We start from the raw sequence: 16435 nt of genomic DNA on the forward strand, positions 1-16435 counted from the left end.
ACTACTTCCAGCGTTCGGTGAGGATGGTTTTCAAGCGGGGCACCAGCGTGTCGATGTCGCCCGCGCCCACCGTGGCCAGAACGTCAAACGTGGCGTCGGATTGTGCCGCCGCCAGCACTTGTTCTTTGGTCAGGATGGCTTTGGTGGGCGCGGTGATGTTGGCCAGTAGAATGCCAGAGGTGACGCCCGGCAGCGGCTGCTCGCGGGCTGGGTAAATATCCAACAAAAATACCTCATCTGCAATACTTAAGCTTTGGGAAAAGCCCTCGGCGAAGTCGCGGGTGCGGGTGAACAGATGAGGCTGGAAGATGACGCGCAAACGCTTGCCCGGATACAGGGCCCGCACCGAGCGCAAAAAGGCCTCGATTTCGCGCGGGTGATGGGCGTAGTCGTCCAGATAGACGTTTTCGGGGGCCGTCACCACGAATTCAAACCGCCGCTTCACGCCGCGGTAGGCAGCTACGGCGGCGCGCAGTTTTTCGGGCGCTACGCCCTGCAACTGGGCCACGCTGGCGGCGGCCAGCATGTTTTCCACGTTGTGGTAGCCGGGCACGGCCAGTTGCAGGCCGGCCACGGTGCCCTGGGGGCCGTGCAGGTCGAAGTGAAACTCGTGGCCTTTGGCGGAAATATTGGCTGCAAAAAGCTCCGGCCCCTGTTCAGCGTTGAGGCCGTAGCGAATGACGCGCACGCCGGCCGGCACCGCAGCCGCCACGCTGGCATCGGCGGTGTGGTTGATGATGAGCGTGCCGCCGGGCTTAATCTGCTTCACGAACTGCCGGAACGACTCCACCAACGACTCCTTGTCGCCGTAGATGTCGAGGTGGTCGGCGTCGGTGCTCGTCACGATGGCCACGTCCGGAAACAGGGTCAGGAAGCTGCGGTCGTACTCGTCGGCTTCCACCACAATGGGCGCTTCGGGCGTGGCGGGCAGCAGCAGGTTGCTGCCCAAGTTCACGGCGATGCCGCCGAGAAAGGCGCCGGCGTCGAGGCCGGCGTGGTGAAGCAGGTGGGCCACCATGCTGCTGGTGGTGGTTTTGCCGTGGGTGCCGGCCACAGCGATGGTGTAGCGGCCCTGGGTGAGCACGCCCAGCACCTGGCTGCGCTTGCGGATGTCGTAGCCTTCGGTGCGCAGCCAGGCCCACTCGGCGCTGTCGGCCGGGATGGCGGGCGTGAGCACGACGAGGGTTTGGCTGCGGTTTTCGCGCACGGCGGCCGGGATGTTGGCCACGGCGTCGGCGTAGTGCACTGCGATGCCTTCGGCGGCCAAGGCCTGCGTGAGCGGGGTTTCGGTTTTATCGTAGCCGCTCACCTGGTGGCCGTTGGCCCGGAACCAGCGCGCCAGCGCCGACATGCCGATGCCGCCAATGCCGAGAAAGAAAACGTAGGGAAACTGGTTCAAGTTTGTAGGATTTAGCGTCTCTTGAACGTCATGCAGAGCGGAGCATTTTTACTACGCAATGTCATTAATTGCTATTGCGGTAGAGATGCTTCGCTCCGCTCTGCATGACGCTCGTGTTGTATTCAGTGCATTCGGCATCACTTCTTTAGCAAGCCCAACAGCTCGTCGACAATGGTGGCGGTGGCGTGGGGCCGGGCCAGCTCGCGCACGCGGGCGCTGAGCTGCTGCTGGCGGTCGGGGTCGGCCAGCAGGCGCAGGGCTTCGTCGTAGAGGCGCGTGGAGGCGTGCTCGTCGGTGATGAGCACAGCGGCGCCTTTGCTCATCAGGGCGAGGGCGTTCTTGGTTTGGTGGTCTTCGGCCACGTTGGGCGAGGGCACCAGGATGCTGGCTTTGCCGGTGAGGCAGAGCTCCGAGACGGACAAGGCCCCCGCGCGGCTGATGACGACATCGGCCGCGGCGTAGGCCAAATCCATGCGCTGAATGAACTCCAGGGCGTGCAGGTTGTGGGGCTGGTCGGCCTGCTGGCGGGCTTCGGGAAAGTAGAGCTTGCCGGTTTGCCAGAGCAGCTGGATGCCGGCCTCGCGCAGACGCGAGAGGGCGGCGGCCGTGGCCAGGTTGAGGGTGCGGGCGCCCAGGCTCCCTCCTATCACCAGCAAGGTTTTCTTGACGGGGTCGAGGTCGAAGAATTTCAGGGCTTCGGCGCGGTCGCCGCTGGCTATTTCGGTGCGCACGGGGTTGCCGGTGAGGACGAGCTTCTCCTTGGGAAAGAACTTTTCCATGCCGTCGTAGGCCACGCAAATTTTATTCACGCGCTTGGCCAGCAGTTTGTTCACCAGGCCGGCGTAGGAGTTCTGCTCCTGAATGAGCGAGGGAATGGCGCGCGAGGTGGCCGCCAGCAACACCGGCGCCGAGGCGTAGCCTCCTACCCCCACCACGGCATCGGGCCGAAATTCCTCAATCAGCTTGCCGGCCTTGCGCACCGAGCGAAACACGCGCACCGGAAACAGCAGGTTTTGGGGCGTGAGGCGGCGCTGCAGGCCGGTGATGTCGAGGCCCACGATGTGGTAGCCAGCTTCGGGCACGCGGGTCATTTCCATGCGGCCGTTGGCGCCCACGAAGAGGATTTCCGCATCGGGCAAGCGCCGGCGCAGCTCATTGGCAATGGCCACGGCCGGGAAAATGTGGCCGCCGGTGCCGCCGCCGGAAATAATAAAACGGAGAGGAGTATTGCTCATTGGTACACAAAGCGACGGGCAGGCCGGCGGTCGGCAGTCGGGCGGAAGGACTTAATAGCTCGGCCCTAGTTTGGGAATGCGCGGGGTGTCGTCGTCCTCGCCGGTCATGGGGCGCACTTCGCGCTCGCCGCGGCTCACGGCCAGGATGATGCCGATGCTGAGGCCGGTGAAGATAAGCGAAGTGCCGCCCATGCTCAGCAGCGGCAGCGGCAGGCCGGTGATGGGGCCCAGGCCCACGGCCACGCCCATGTTCACCAGCGCCTGCAAAACGAGGCTGAAACTCAGCCCGGCCGAGAGCAGCCCACCGAACGCCCCGTAGCTGTTCATCACCGTTTTCAGCCCCCGATACAGAAAGGCCAGGTAGAGCAGCAGCACCACGGCACCGCCCATCAGGCCGTATTCTTCGATGATGATGGCGTAGATGAAGTCGGAATACGGGTGCGGCAGGATGTTGCGCTCGGTGCTTTTGCCGGGGCCTTTGCCCGCAATGCCGCCGGTGGCAATGGCAATGAAGCTGTGTTCGAGCTGAAACGGCGTTTTCTTGGTTTTGTCGGTGAAGTTGGTGACGCGCGACACCACCGTGCCCAGGCGCTGGCCCGCCGCCAGGCCCGCGCCGCCCAGCACCACGCCGATGCACACCATCACGGCCATGTGCTTGAGCGGCACCCGCCCAATGAACATGAGCAGCAGGCAGGTGGCAAACAGCAGCAGCGCCGTGGAAGCATTACTCAGAATGATGAGCCCGCAAATGACGCCCACCCACAGCATCACCGGCAGCAGCGTGGTTCTGAAGTCGTTGACGTGTTGCTGGCGCCGGCTGAGCATGCTGGCCAGGTGCGAAATCAGGGCCAGCTTGGCCAGGTCGGAAGGCTGAAACGTTTGGTTGATGACCGGAATGGTGAGCCAGCGGGAAGCGTCGTTATAGGTGGTGCCGCCCATGAAGTACGTGAACAGCAGCAGCGGCACCGAAACCAGCAGCGCGTACAGCGACAGGCGCGAATAATGCCGGTAATCGATGCGGTGAGCCGCCCACATAAAGCCCAAACCGAGCAAAATCAGGCCCGAATGCTTGAACAGGAAGGCTTCCGTGTTGCCGTTGGATTTTCGGTAGGCCAGCGTGCCCGTGGCCGAGTACACCACGGCAATGCTGATGGAGGAAAGCACCAGCACGATGGCCCACAGGATGGGGTCGCCTTTGAGGTTGCGTTGCAGCCAGTTTCTCATAATTTTCGATGTTTAGCTGAAGTCGTTGATTACGCGGGTTCGGCCGTTTGCCGGCGGCTCAGTTCCTGCACGGCGGCGGCAAACTGCCGGCCCCGGTCCTCGTAATTTTTGAATAAATCGAAGCTGGCGCAGCAGGGCGAGAGCAGCACCACGTCGCCGGGGGCAGCCAGAGCGGCGGCGCGGGCCACGGCGTCGGCCATGCGTTGGGTTTCTTCCAGGTGCGGCACCACGTTGCCGAAGGCGGCGCGGAGCTTGCTATTGTCGACGCCCAGGCAAATGAGGGCTTTCACGCGGCTTTCGGCCAGGCCCAGCAGGCTGCTGTAGTCGTTGCCCTTGTCGGTGCCGCCCGCAATCCAGACGATGGGCTGGCGGATGCCGTCGAGGGCGTACCAGGCGGCTTCCACGTTGGTGGCCTTGCTGTCGTTGATGAAGCGCACGCCGTTGATTTCGCCCACCAGCTGCAGGCGGTGGTCGGCGTTCTGGAAGGTGGCCAGGGCGGCTTCAATCTGCTCCGGCTCCAGGCCGGCCACGCGGGCGGCGAGCACGGCGGCCAGGGTGTTCTGGCGGTTGTGCTGGCCGATGAGCGGCGAATGGGCGGTGCTGATTTCCACGCCGCTTTCCTCATCGAAGCCGGGCGCGAGGTTGGTACACAGCTGGTGCTCCGCGGTGTAGTAGCCGGCCAGGTGCACGTCGCGGCGGTGGTGCAGGCTGAAGGGCAGCTGGCGCGTTTCCAGAAAAGCCGACTGGAAGTATTGGCCGGTCACCTCGTCGTCGGCATTGTAGACGAAGGCGCCGCTGCTGTCCAGGTTGCGGGTGATGCGCAGCTTGGCCTGAGCGTAGCTTTCGAGCGAGTAGCCGTAGCGGTCGAGGTGGTCGGGGGTGATGTTGAGCAGCACGGCAATCCAGGGCTGGAAGTCGTGCGTGTCGTCGAGTTGAAAGCTGCTGAGCTCCACCACATAATAGTCGTGCGCGTCGGCAATCACCTGCTCGGCCAGGCTGAAACCCACGTTGCCGGCCAGGCTCACCTTCAGGCCGGCGCTTTTCAGCAGGTGGTAGGTGAGCAGCGTGGTGGTGGTTTTGCCGTTGGTGCCGGTGATGCAGATGGACTTGGACCGGGTGTAGCGGCCGGCAAACTCAATTTCCGAAATGATGGGAATGTTCCGCTCCCGCAGGGCCTGAATAACCGGCGCTTTCTCCGGAATGCCAGGGCTTTTGATGACTTCCCCGGCCTGCAGAATGCGCTCCAGCGTGTGCTGGTTTTCTTCAAATTCGATGCCGGCCGCCGTGAGTTTGGCTTTGTACTGCTCCTGAATCGGGCTGCGGTCGGACACGAACACGGCGTGGCCTTTCGCCTGTGCCAGCAGGGCCGCGCCCACGCCGCTTTCGGCGCCGCCTAGAATTACTATATTCTTCCGGTCTGTCATGCTGAGCATCGCGAAGCACCTTACCACGTTGATTATTATACTGAGTAGAGCGACCGTGATAAGGTCCTTCGCTCCGCTCAGGATGACAGCCATTTTTTACCGAAGCTTCAACGTAACCAAGGTAATGACGGCCAGCAGGATGCCCACAATCCAGAAGCGCGACACGATTTTGGACTCGTGGTAGCCCAGCTTCTGGTAGTGGTGGTGCAGCGGCGACATGCGCAGCAGGCGCCGGCCCTCGCCGTATTTCTTGCGGGTGTACTTAAAATAGCCCACCTGCACCATAACCGACAGATTTTCAATCAAAAACACACCGCAGAGAATCGGAATCAGCAGCTCCTTGCGCACGATGAGCGCCAGCACGGCGATGATGCCGCCCAGCGCCAGCGAGCCCGTGTCGCCCATGAACACCTGCGCCGGGTAGCTGTTGTACCACAGAAACCCGATGCAGGCGCCCACGAATGCCGTGCAGAAAATGACCAGCTCACCGGAATCCGGAATAAACATGACGTCCAGGTAATCAGCCAGTAGCGCGTTGCCGCTCACGAAAGCGAAGATGGCCAGCGTGATGCCGATGATGGCCGAAGTGCCCGCCGCGAGCCCGTCGAGGCCGTCGGTGATGTTGGCGCCGTTGCTCACGGCCGTTATCAGGAAGATGACGATGGGGATGTAGAGCAGGCCGTAGAGGCCGTTGAACAGCGAGCCGGCGGTGGCGAATAAGTCGCCGTAATTCAGCTCATTGTTCTTCATAAACGGCACCGTGGTAATCATCAGGTGCACGTCTTTGAAGAACTTAGTGGCCTCGATGGCGGAATACTGGCCGTTGGGCAGCAGGTACTCGCGCACCGTGATTTCGTTGCTGTAAAATAGCACCCAGCCCACCGTGATGCCCAGCCCCACTTGGCCCAGCACTTTAAACCGGCCGCTCAGCCCTTCCTTGTTCTTGCGAAAAACCTTGATGTAGTCGTCCAGAAAGCCAATCAAGCCGAGCCACACCGTGCTCAGAATCATGAGGATGATGTAGATGTTGCGCAGGCGGGCCAGCAAAATCACCGGCACCAGAATGGCCAGGATGATGATGAGGCCACCCATGGTGGGGGTGCCTTTCTTCTCGTTCTGGCCCTGCAGGCCCAGGTCGCGGATGCTCTCTCCCACCTGCTTTTTCTGGAGCAAGCGGATGAGGCGGTGCCCAAACGTCTGGGCAATGAGCAGGGAAATGACCACCGCCAGCCCGGCCCGGAACGTGGTGTACTGAAACACCCCGGTGCCGGGCAGGTGGAAATGGTCGTGCAGGTAACGGAAAAGGTAATAAAGCATTCGGGGAGTCTGGTAGGCGTTTAGTTGGCTGCGCCCCGTCTGTCATCCTGAGCGGAGCGAAGGACCTTATCACGTTAGAACATTTTTCGTTCATCGGTGATAAGGTCCTTCGCTTCGCTCAGGATGACAGACGGGTTACAGTGTACATAACGGACTACTTATTCAATTGAGCAAAAATTTCGGTGAGCACCAGCTTGTCATCGAAAGGCGACTTGACGCCGCGAATTTCCTGATAATTCTCGTGGCCTTTGCCGGCCACCAGCACGATATCACGCGGGCCAGCCAGGCGCACGGCGGTTTCGATGGCGGCGCGGCGGTCGGCCACGGTCTGCACTTTGGCCGAGTCGGGCGCGGTGACGCCGGCCTGCATCTGGGCCAGAATCTCGTGAGGGTCCTCAAAGCGCGGGTTGTCGGAGGTGAGCACGACCTGGTTGGACAGCCGGGCCGCGAGGTTGGCCATGATGGGGCGCTTGGCCGCGTCGCGGTTGCCGCCGCAGCCCACCACAGTGATGATTTGCTGGCTGGGCTGGCGGATTTCGTGCAGGGTTTGCAGCACGTTTTCCAGCGCGTCGGGGGTGTGGGCGTAGTCGACAATGCCCGTGATGGCCTGCGTGGGCGACACCACCGGCTCGAAGCGGCCGGGCGCCGTGGTCAGGCCTGAGAGGATGGTGAGCACCTCGGTAGGGTCTTCGCCGAGCAGCACGCCGGCGCCGTACACGGCCAACAGGTTGTAGGCGTTGAACACGCCAATGAGGCGGAACAGGATTTCGCGGCCGTCGATTTCGAGGTGCAGGCCGTGCACTTCGTTGGCCACCAGCTTGGCTCGGAAGGTGGCGGCCCCGCGCAGGGAGTAGGTTTCGCGGCGGGCGGCGGTATTTTGCAGCATCACCGGGCCGCGCTTGTCGTCGGCGTTGGTGAGGGCGAAAGCGGTTTTGGGCAAGCCGTCGAAGAAGGCTTTTTTAGCCTTCAGGTAGTTGTCAAACGTGCCGTGGTAGTCGAGGTGGTCGTGGGTGAGGTTGGTGAACACGCCGCCCGCAAAGCGCAGGCCCGTGATGCGGTGCTGGGCCACGGCGTGGCTGCTCACCTCCATGCAGGCGTGGGTGCAGCCGGCGGCCACCATGCGGGCCAGCAGCGCGTTCAGCCGGATGGCATCGGGGGTGGTGTGAGTGCTGGGGATGACTTCCTCATCAATCTGGTTCTGCACCGTGCTCAGCAGGCCGGCGTGGTAGCCCAACTCGCGCAGCAGCTTGTGCAGCAGCGTGGCGCAGGTGGTTTTGCCGTTGGTGCCCGTCACGCCAATCAGTTGAAGTTGCCGCGACGGGTGCCCGTGAAACGCCGCCGCCATGTGGCCCAGGGCTTCGGCCGAGTCCTTTACCAGCACGTAGGCCGTGGCCGGGTTGAGCATGGCGGGCAACTCTTCGCAAACCACCGCGGCCAACCCCTTTCCCACCGCGCCCTCAATGAACTTGTGTCCATCGGTGGCGGTGCCACGCAGGGCGCAGAAGGCCACGCCCGGCCCGGCCTCCCGCGAGTCGAGGGTAAGGGCGGTGATGGGCACGTCGGTGGGGCCGTGCTGGGCGAGCACGGCTACATCGGTGAGCAGAGAGAAGAGCGGAAGGGAAATCATGTTTTGAGTTACGAATTAGAAGTCACGAGTTAAGAGTTGGGGCTTCCGCTCACAGCTCCTGACGCACAACTTTTAACTTCTTCAGGCGCGGCGAATGGCCGGCTTGGTGGACGCAGCTGGTTTTTTAGGGGTTTTGGTGGGGGCTTTGTCGGCGTTGGCTTTTGCAGCGGCTTTGCTGGCGGACTTTGCCGTTGGCTTGGCGGCCGCGGGCCTGGCCGTGGCCACCTTATTCTTTGGAGTCGCGGCCGGCGCTACTTTGGCTTTGGCCGAAGCGGCGAAGGGCTTGGCCGCAGCCTTGGCCTGCGGGTCCGTTTCGACGGGCACCAGCAGCTTGTTTTCGGCCAGCTCGGTGTGTTCCGGCTCGGGCAGGGCCTGCGGGGCGGCCAGGCGCGGGCCCGATTCGGCCAGCGTGAGCGTGACAATGTCGCCGCGCTTGATGGGCGTGCCCACGGCCAGCGACTGCTCGCGCACGCGGCCCGTGCCCACCGCGCGCACGTACAAGCCCTTATTTTCGAGCAGGAACAGTGCGTCGCGCAGCGTGAGGCCGCGCACTTGCGGCACCCGCCCGGTGCGCACGGGGTTCACCACCAATGCCACGGTGCGGGCGTGGAAGGCCGTGTCGGAAGCGGCGCGCACCCATTCCTCGCCGCCGGTGGCCTGGGTGTTGCCGGCCAGGCCCAGCTTTTGGCACACCAGGGCCAGCTCGTCCTGCATGCCGGCGCGCACCAGCGGCACGTGGCTTTTGTTGAGCCGCGCTTTGGCCAGCAGCGGGCGCTGGCTGAGCAGGTCGCGGGCCATGCACTTGTCGGCCACTTCGCGAAAGACCGGGGCGGCCACGTCGGCGCCGTAGATGCGGCCGTTGCGGGGCGAGTCGACCACCACGATGCAGCTGTACTTGGGCTTGTCGGCCGGGAAATAGCCGCAGAAGCTAGTCGAATACGTCCTGGTGTACTGGCCGTTCTTGAACTTCCAGGCCGTGCCGGTTTTGCCGGCAATGCTGTAGTCTTTGGGCCGGATGCTGCGGGCCGTGCCTTCCAGCACCACGCCCTCCATCATGGCTTTCACCTTGGCCAGCGTGGCATCGGAGCAGATTTTGGGATTCAGCACCCGGGGCTCGTTGCGTTGCATCACCTGGTCGGCCACCTTGATTTCCTTCACAATCATGGGCTGCACTTTCACGCCGCCGTTGGCCACGGCGTTGTAAAAGGCCAGGGTTTGCAGCGGCGCCAGCTTCAGCTCGTAGCCGATGCTCATGGTGGTGAGCGAGGTGCGGCTCCAGCTGCGGTCGGTGGGGTCTTTCACGTAGGGCCGGGCCTCGCCGGCCATCTGGAAGCCCAGCGGCTTGTCCAGCCCAAACTTCTTCAGGTAATTGGTGTATTCGGTGGGGTTGCCAGCGAAGTATTTGTCCACCAGCTTGGCCACGCCGATGTTGCTCGACTTCTCAAACACCTGCTGCACCGTGATGCGGCCGTAGCCGTGCGAGTCCGACTTCACGGCCCCGCCCACGTACATGCGGCCGTTGCCGGTGTCCACCATGTCGTCGAGGGTCACGTTGGGCCGGGCCTCAAACAGGGCCATCATCGAGGCCAGCTTGAACGTGGAGCCCGGCTCGGTGCGGCCCTGGTCGGCAAAGGCGTAGTTGTAGTCTTCCTTATAGGTGTCGTCGGACGCCTTGCCCAGGTTGGCCACGGCCTTGATTTCGCCGGTGGCCACTTCCATCAGAATCACGCAGCCGTACTGAGCGTTGTTGTCGACCAGCGACTTGTAGAGGGCGTTTTCGGCCACGTCCTGCAGGTTGATGTCGAGCGTGGTTTGCACGTCGTAGCCCGGCTGGGGCTTGATTTCGGTGCCGTCGTACACCGGTTTCACGCCGCCCGGCACCCGCTCAAACAAAGCCTCGCCGGGCTTCCCGGCCAGGCTTTGCTCGTAGGTGTACTCCAGCCCCGCGCCGTGGCGCTCCTCGTTCACGAAGCCGATGGTGCGTTGCGCCAGGCCGCCAAAGGGCCGGAAGCGCTTGTCCACCTTCTCAAAAATGGCCCCGCCGCGGTTGCGCTTGGCCCGGAAAATGGGCCAGCTGGCCAGCGCCTTCTTCTCCTGAAAGTTGATTTGGCGCGAGTTGAGGCGGATGTAGCGGGCCTTGCCTTCGTGGGCATTTTTCAGGCGGCGCTTGTACTCCTGCACGCTGCGGTCGCCAAAAAAGTGCGACAGGTGCCACGCCAGCGAATCAATTCCGGCATTAAACAAGTCGTCGTCGACCACGCCCGGGTCCCACGCCACCCGGTAAAACGGCAGCGACGTGGCCATAATACTCTTGCCATCGCCCGCATAAATGGTACCCCGGGTGGCCGGCACCGGCAGGTAGCTGATGCGCCGCTCCTGCTCCAGGGCCCGCCACTTGTTGCCTTCCTGAAACTGAATTTTGGTAGCCTTCCAAAAAATGGCGCACGAAAACACGGCGACGCCCAGAAAGGCCAGCCGCACGCGCGTGACGATGGATTTTTTAACGCTGCCTTTCATCGGGAATGGCTTCTAACGGTTTGTTTTCCTGCACCCTTGCTTTTGTGCGGACTTGTACCAGTTTGTGCCTTTGTCTTACGGTCGGGCTTATTGGTTGAGTGGCTGGCCTTGCGGCCTTTTGGTGCCTTGGCAGCCGTCGGTTTTGCGGGTCGCGGGGCAACGTGCGAAGCCGCGGGCGCAGCCGGCATCTCCGTGGCCATCGAGTCGCCGCTCAGCGGCTGCGGCGGCGCGATGATTTCCGGGCCCGAGTCCACGTCGTCGCTGATGGTGCCCCGTTTGCGGCCCGCCAGCACGTCGGCCCGTTGGGCGGCCGCCGAGTCGCGGGCCGCCCGCGCCGCCAGGGTATCGGCGGTGAGCACGGGCATTAGCTCCAGTTCGGCCGCGTCGAGGTGGCCGCTGGGCACCGTAATGCGGAACGGCGGCGAAGAGCTTTCCACCAAGCCAAAAGCCGCCACCTTCCGGGCCACTTCGCTTTGCTTGCTGGCCTCCATATAGTCCGATTTCAGCGTGGTGTAATCGGCCCGCAGGTCTTCGGTTTCCTGCTTGAGGCGCTGGATGTTGCGGTTCATGCGGTTGCCGTAGTGCGTATTGCCGATGTAAAGCAGCGTCAGCGCCATGATGAACAGCAGGTTGGGCAGGTAGCGCACCGGCAGCCCCTCCCGGAACAGCCCGTCCACGCTCGTCACCCGGTCGAGCAGCGAAAACAAGCTCCACGAGCTGCGCGGCCGGGCTTCGGGCGCGGGCTTGCGGGGGCGTTTCACGGGCTCGGGCTGGGGCTCGGGCACCGGCGGCAGCTCTTCCTCCACGGCAGCCGGAGCCACCGGCTCGGGCAGGGCCATTTCGCGCGGCACGTTGGCGCGGCGCGGGCTATCGGAGGGTTTTAGCGTGTTGGTAGCCACTTTGACACTGCTTTATCGTTTTTACATTCCAATTTCTACATCCTCACGGCAACCCGCAATTTAGCACTTCTGGCGCGGCTGTTCAGGGCTACTTCGGCCGGGTCGGCTTCTTCCGGCTTCCGGTTGAGCGCCTCAAAAGGCTTAGTCTCATTGCCGAAGAAGTCTTTTTCCACGTTCCCGAAAAACTTGCCTTTGGCTATAAAATTCTTCACCAGCCGGTCTTCCAGCGAATGGTAGCTGAGCACAACCAGCCGCCCGCCCGGGCGCAGCACGTCGGCCGTTTGCAGCAGCATTTCCTGCAGGGCCTGCATCTCCTGGTTCACTTCGATGCGCAGGGCCTGAAAAACCTGGGCCAGGTACTTGTTCTCCTTGCCGCGCGGCGTGCAGGGCTGAATGGCCTGCTTCAGCTCCGCAATGGTTTCGAGCCGGCGGCCGCGCCGGGCCGCGCCCACGGTCTGGGCAAGGGTGCGGGCGTTGGTCACTTCGCCGTACATGCCGAAGATGCGGTGCAGGTCAGCCTCCTTGTAGTCGTTGAGAATGTCGGCGGCCGTCAGGGGACCGTCCGGGTCCATGCGCATGTCCAGCGGGCCATCGAAACGGGTAGAAAACCCCCGCTCCGGCGTGTCGAACTGGTGGGAGCTCACGCCCAGGTCGGCCAGCAGGCCATCTACCGGCAAAGCTTTATATGCTTCTAATTCAGCATATAACTGCCGGAAGTTGGCCTTTACAAATGTAAACTGGGGCCGCGCCAGCTTCCCGGCTTCGGCCTCGGCGTCGGCATCCTGGTCGAAGCTGTAGAGGTGGCCGGTGGTCAGCTTTTCGAGGATGCGCGCCGAGTGCCCTCCCCCACCGAAGGTCACGTCCACGTAGCGGCCAGCGGGCTGCAGGTCGAGCGCAGCCAGGCACTGGGCCAGCATCACCGGACGGTGGTAGGCGCTGTCGTTGGCATAGTCGCTCATGCGGTGGGGCCGCCAAGCAGCGGCGTATCGACGGATAAAAACTTCTGGGCCAATTTGCTAAAGGTTTGCTGGTCCTTAATCAGGAACTCTTCGTAGCGAATGGGGTCCCAGATTTCGCACCGGTTGCCCAGGCCCACGATGATGGCTTCCTTCTCGATGCCGGCGTAGCGCAACATGCTGCGTGGCAGCATAAAACGACCGATAGCGTCAAGCTCTACTTCGGTCATCCCGCGAAAGAAATTGCGCTGAAACTGCCGGTACTCCTCGTTGAACTCGTCCAGGGCCATCACCTTGTCGTGAATAACCCGCCATGCCGCCTGCGGATACAGCACAAGGCAAGGCTCAAAGCCGCGCACCAGCACCAGTTGGTTGCCCGACGGCTCGGGCAGGTTGCTCTTCACCTTGGCCGGCAACACGAGCCGCCCCTTGGGGTCGAGCTTGCATTCGTATTCGCCGGACAGCAGGTTCATAGGCATGGACGCCGGAAGAAAAAGGCGACATAGGCAAATGTACGGGAAGCAACTGAGAACTCAACCACATTTTACCACTTTCTACCACAACGCAAAAACAAGCCTGTGAGTAATTAAATAAGGTTTTTACTCAGTTTAAGGCTGCTAATTAGTGTCCGGCCTGATTTCTAAAATGGTGTAAAGACAAAACGTCAGTCCTGCATCGGCGGGACGAAGAGCCAACAGCAACAAGCTGACCTAAGAAATCAATTTGGTGAAAGGTGCTCCCAACTCCATCCGCGCTGGCCCCTGACCGGGCGGCTATGGATGGCGACGAACTGGCCTCGAACCCTAGCCTGGGGAATGATGCGGAAATGTTGAACACTCACACCCAAGGTTGTGTACCCTCACCAACGTGGCGGCTTTTGTACCTTTGCAATTGTGCAACCCTCCCGCCTTCGTCGCTGCTTCTGCCTGCTGCTGGCCGTGCTGGTGCTCATCACCTCGGTGGGCCTCACGGTGCAGCGGCTCACCTGCCGCATGAGCGGGCGGAGCACCGTGGCCGTGTCGGTGGCGGGGCCCGCCGACTTGCGTGGTTGCACCGGCGAAGCGGCCCCGGCCACCCCGACGGCCAAAGACAACTGCTGCGATTTCAGCAAGCAGCTGCACAAGCTTTCCGCGCCGGCCCACGAGCTGGCGGCCAAAATTCTGGTGCCGGCGCCGCTGCTGGCCGTGCCGGTGCCCGTTTCTACCTGGGCCGCGCCGGTGGAACGGCCCAGCCTGCGTGCCAGCGCCCCTCGCTGGTTTGCGGCCGATGCGTCGCCCCCGCCCAAGGGCGGACGCGGGCTGCTGGTGCTGGTTTGTAAGCTGGTGGTTTAGGCGTTCTGAAAAGCTGGGCCTTCCCTTGGGCAGGCGCTGGGCCCGTCGTGCCAAATCGGGCCGAAGTTTTCAGAATGCCTTAACTTACAGAACTTATGAAACCTATCCGCGGGGCTTTCCCGCTGCTTTTCGCTTTTCTGACCGGAGCTTTTGCGCTTCGCCCCCAATGGGTGCGGGCCCAAACGGCCACCATTGCGCCGGTGCGAGGCGAAATCACTGAAGCCGGCAAGGCCACTCCCCTGCCCGGCGCCCTGCTGCGCTGGCTCCCCGACGCGCCCGATGCCAACGCGCCGGTCATCACGGCCACGGCGGATGCCGGGGGGCATTTCGTGATAACCCGGCCCGCGCGGGCCGCTTCCCGCCTCGTGGTGCAGGCCCTGGGCTACCGCCCCGATACAGTGGCCGTAGCCGCGACCGGGGCACCCTATTTGCGGGTGGCCCTGCGCCCCGGCCAGGAGTTGGGCGAGGTGACGGTGACGGCCCGTACCCTCTCCTACTCGGCCCTGACGCCGGCCAACGTGCAGGTCATTTCGAGCCGCGACCTCACCAAATCGGCCTGCTGCAACCTGGCCGAAAGCTTCGAAACCAACGCCTCGGTGGAGGTCACGACGTCGGACGCCGTGTCGGGGGCCAAGCAGATTCAGCTGCTGGGCCTGGACGGCAGCTACTCCCTGCTGACGGTGGACAACCAGCCGGCCCTGCGGGGCCTGGCCGCCCCCTACCGGCTGGGCTACCTGGCCGGCCCTTGGATTGACAACATCGAAATCATCAAGGGCACGGGCTCGGTGGTGAACGGCTACGAAGCCATTTCGGGGCAGGTGAACGTGAAGCTGAAGGAGCCCGAGAAAACCGACCAGCTGCTGTTCAACGCCTATGCCAACGACCTGGGCAAGTTTGACGTCAACCTGAACACGTCGGCCCGCCTGAGCCCGAAATGGAGCACGGTGCTGCTGCTGCACTCCGACCACCTGGGCAACCGCGTGGACCGCAACCAGGACGGCTTTCTGGACCTGCCGCTGGCCACGCAGTTCAACGCCTTCAACAAGTGGAAGTACCAGTCCGGGCACGGCGTGGTGAGCGAAGTAGGCCTGGGCGCCCTGCGCGAAACCCGGCAGGGCGGCCAGATGGGCTTCCGTGACGGCGGCGAGGCCGCTTACCTGGCTAACTATGGCACCACCCAGGCCACCACGCGCTACACCGGCTACGCCAAAACCTCCTACACCTGGCCCAGCCGTCCCTACCAAAGCCTGGGCCTGCTGCTGAGCGGCACCAGCCACGACTTTACCTCGCGCTACTCCTACGGCTACGATACGTACGACTACGAGCCCAACCTGCCGCCCGTCGCGACCACCACCCGCACCCTGCGCGACTACGACGGCACGCAGCGCACCGGCCTGGGCACGCTGCTGTTTCAGAGCGCCATCGGCAACACGGCGCACGTGTACCGGGCGGGGCTGAGCTTTCTCTACGATGACTACCGGGAGCGGCTGACCGCGGGGCGCACCTATTTGTTTGATGCGCCCTTGGAGAATTTTGCCCGGCGCGAACTGGTGCCCGGCGCCTTTGCCGAATACACCTACCAGAACAGCCGCAACCTGACGGTAGTGGCCGGCCTGCGCGCCGACCGCCACAACCTGTTCGGCTGGCAGGTGACGCCGCGCCTCAACCTGAAGTACGACGCCGCCAAAAACACGGTGCTGCGCCTGGCCGCCGGCCGCGGCTTCCGCGTGGCCAACCCCATTGCCGACAACGCGGCCCTGCTGGCCAGCGCCCGGCAGTTCAACATCAGCCCCGCCCTGCGGCCCGAGCGCGCCTGGAACCTGGGCGGCAGCGCCACGCAGTACTTCAGCGCGCTGGGCCGGCCGGCCACGCTGGTGGTCGACTACTACCATACCGAATTCGACAACCAAGTGGTGGCCGACACCTACACCGCGCCGCGCTACGTGCTCATCGACAACCTGGCGCCCGGCGGCCGCTCCTTCGCCCGCAGCCTGCAGGCCGAGCTGCAGCTGGAACCCCTGAAGGGCCTACAAGTGAAGGGCGCCTACAAATACCTCGACGTGCGCACCACCTACGACGGCGTGCTCCTGCCCAAGCCCCTCACGCCCAAGCACCGCGGCTTCCTGAACCTGGGCTACGCCAGCGCTTTCGATAAATGGCGGGCCGATGCGACGGTGCAGTGGTTTGGGCAGCGGCCGATGGCCCACATCAGCAGCACGCACGCGCACGGCGCCGGGCAGGAATACTCGCCCGAAGTGTCGCCGCGCTACGCCCTGCTCAACGCCCAACTCACCCGCGGCTTCAAGCGGCTGGACGTGTACGCGGGCGTGGAAAACCTGACCAATTACCGCCAGGACAATCCCATCGACAGCGCGGCCAACCCCTTCGGGCCCAACTTCGACGCGGCCATGTCGTGGGGGCCGGTGTATGGCCGGCTCACTTACCTGGGCCTGCGCTACCGCATTGAGTAGCCAAAGCCCGTCTTTTTTGATTTTTTCGGCAGCAA

General features: G+C 63.3%; 12 protein-coding genes. 2 read left to right on the forward strand and 10 right to left on the reverse strand.

All coding sequences use genetic code 11. The annotated features are described in order from the left end of the window. Position 1: 1 nt before the first annotated feature. From murC to mraZ, 10 genes are all read right to left on the reverse strand, one after another. Positions 2 to 1399, reverse strand: a complete 1398-nt coding sequence (murC, locus tag I2H31_RS15105) for a UDP-N-acetylmuramate--L-alanine ligase (protein ID WP_196293872.1) — start codon at positions 1397 to 1399, stop codon at positions 2 to 4. 137 nt (positions 1400 to 1536) lie between these two features. Further along, the gene (gene murG / locus I2H31_RS15110) at positions 1537 to 2634 is read right to left on the reverse strand and encodes an undecaprenyldiphospho-muramoylpentapeptide beta-N-acetylglucosaminyltransferase (protein ID WP_196293873.1); all 1098 of its coding nucleotides are present in this window, start codon (positions 2632 to 2634) and stop codon (positions 1537 to 1539) included. Between the two features lie 51 nt (positions 2635 to 2685). Further along, positions 2686 to 3858, reverse strand: coding sequence for an FtsW/RodA/SpoVE family cell cycle protein (locus I2H31_RS15115; RefSeq protein ID WP_196293874.1), 1173 nt, complete (start codon positions 3856 to 3858; stop codon positions 2686 to 2688). A gap of 29 nt (positions 3859 to 3887) precedes the next feature. Next, the gene (gene murD / locus I2H31_RS15120; protein ID WP_196293875.1) at positions 3888 to 5282 is read right to left on the reverse strand and encodes a UDP-N-acetylmuramoyl-L-alanine--D-glutamate ligase; all 1395 of its coding nucleotides are present in this window, start codon (positions 5280 to 5282) and stop codon (positions 3888 to 3890) included. Between the two features lie 96 nt (positions 5283 to 5378). Further along, on the reverse strand, positions 5379 to 6599 hold the full coding sequence (gene mraY / locus I2H31_RS15125) for a phospho-N-acetylmuramoyl-pentapeptide-transferase (RefSeq protein ID WP_196293876.1): 1221 nt from the start codon (positions 6597 to 6599) through the stop codon (positions 5379 to 5381). A 154-nt stretch (positions 6600 to 6753) separates the two neighbouring features. Beyond that, complete coding sequence (locus tag I2H31_RS15130; RefSeq protein ID WP_196293877.1) at positions 6754 to 8226, reverse strand: UDP-N-acetylmuramoyl-L-alanyl-D-glutamate--2,6-diaminopimelate ligase; 1473 nt, start codon at positions 8224 to 8226, stop codon at positions 6754 to 6756. Positions 8227 to 8307: 81 nt separating this feature from the next. Further along, on the reverse strand, positions 8308 to 10743 hold the full coding sequence (locus I2H31_RS15135; RefSeq protein ID WP_196293878.1) for a penicillin-binding protein: 2436 nt from the start codon (positions 10741 to 10743) through the stop codon (positions 8308 to 8310). Next, positions 10740 to 11642 carry an FtsL-like putative cell division protein gene (locus tag I2H31_RS15140; RefSeq protein WP_196293879.1) on the reverse strand — a complete coding sequence of 301 codons (903 nt, stop codon included), beginning with the start codon at positions 11640 to 11642 and terminating at the stop codon, positions 10740 to 10742. The genes I2H31_RS15135 and I2H31_RS15140 overlap by 4 nt, the downstream gene beginning before the upstream one ends. Positions 11643 to 11677: 35 nt before the next feature. Then, positions 11678 to 12601 (reverse strand): 16S rRNA (cytosine(1402)-N(4))-methyltransferase RsmH, encoded by a 924-nt coding sequence (rsmH, locus tag I2H31_RS15145; RefSeq protein ID WP_196293880.1) that lies wholly within the window; start codon positions 12599 to 12601, stop codon positions 11678 to 11680. Beyond that, the gene (gene mraZ, locus I2H31_RS15150; RefSeq protein ID WP_196293881.1) at positions 12598 to 13071 is read right to left on the reverse strand and encodes a division/cell wall cluster transcriptional repressor MraZ; all 474 of its coding nucleotides are present in this window, start codon (positions 13069 to 13071) and stop codon (positions 12598 to 12600) included. The genes rsmH and mraZ overlap by 4 nt, the downstream gene beginning before the upstream one ends. Positions 13072 to 13491: 420 nt before the next feature. Here mraZ and I2H31_RS15155 point away from each other — a divergent pair, with 420 nt between their 5' ends. After that, the gene (locus I2H31_RS15155; protein WP_196293882.1) at positions 13492 to 13929 is read left to right on the forward strand and encodes a hypothetical protein; all 438 of its coding nucleotides are present in this window, start codon (positions 13492 to 13494) and stop codon (positions 13927 to 13929) included. A gap of 95 nt (positions 13930 to 14024) precedes the next feature. Beyond that, entirely contained in the window at positions 14025 to 16400 is a 2376-nt protein-coding gene (locus tag I2H31_RS15160; RefSeq protein WP_196293883.1) for a TonB-dependent receptor, read from the forward strand. Positions 16401 to 16435: the final 35 nt, after the last annotated feature.

This window comes from Hymenobacter ruricola (assembly GCF_015694525.1).
GTDB lineage: Bacteria > Bacteroidota > Bacteroidia > Cytophagales > Hymenobacteraceae > Hymenobacter > Hymenobacter ruricola.

Coding starts and splice junctions, on each gene's coding strand:
- rsmH (WP_196293880.1), bottom strand. CDS start 12,601: ATGAGCGACTATGCCAACGACAGCGCCTACCACCGTCCGGTGATGCTG.
- murG (WP_196293873.1), bottom strand. CDS start 2,634: ATGAGCAATACTCCTCTCCGTTTTATTATTTCCGGCGGCGGCACCGGC.
- mraY (WP_196293876.1), bottom strand. CDS start 6,599: ATGCTTTATTACCTTTTCCGTTACCTGCACGACCATTTCCACCTGCCC.
- I2H31_RS15135 (WP_196293878.1), bottom strand. CDS start 10,743: ATGAAAGGCAGCGTTAAAAAATCCATCGTCACGCGCGTGCGGCTGGCC.
- I2H31_RS15160 (WP_196293883.1), top strand. CDS start 14,025: ATGAAACCTATCCGCGGGGCTTTCCCGCTGCTTTTCGCTTTTCTGACC.
- mraZ (WP_196293881.1), bottom strand. CDS start 13,071: ATGAACCTGCTGTCCGGCGAATACGAATGCAAGCTCGACCCCAAGGGG.
- murD (WP_196293875.1), bottom strand. CDS start 5,282: ATGACAGACCGGAAGAATATAGTAATTCTAGGCGGCGCCGAAAGCGGC.
- I2H31_RS15115 (WP_196293874.1), bottom strand. CDS start 3,858: ATGAGAAACTGGCTGCAACGCAACCTCAAAGGCGACCCCATCCTGTGG.
- I2H31_RS15130 (WP_196293877.1), bottom strand. CDS start 8,226: ATGATTTCCCTTCCGCTCTTCTCTCTGCTCACCGATGTAGCCGTGCTC.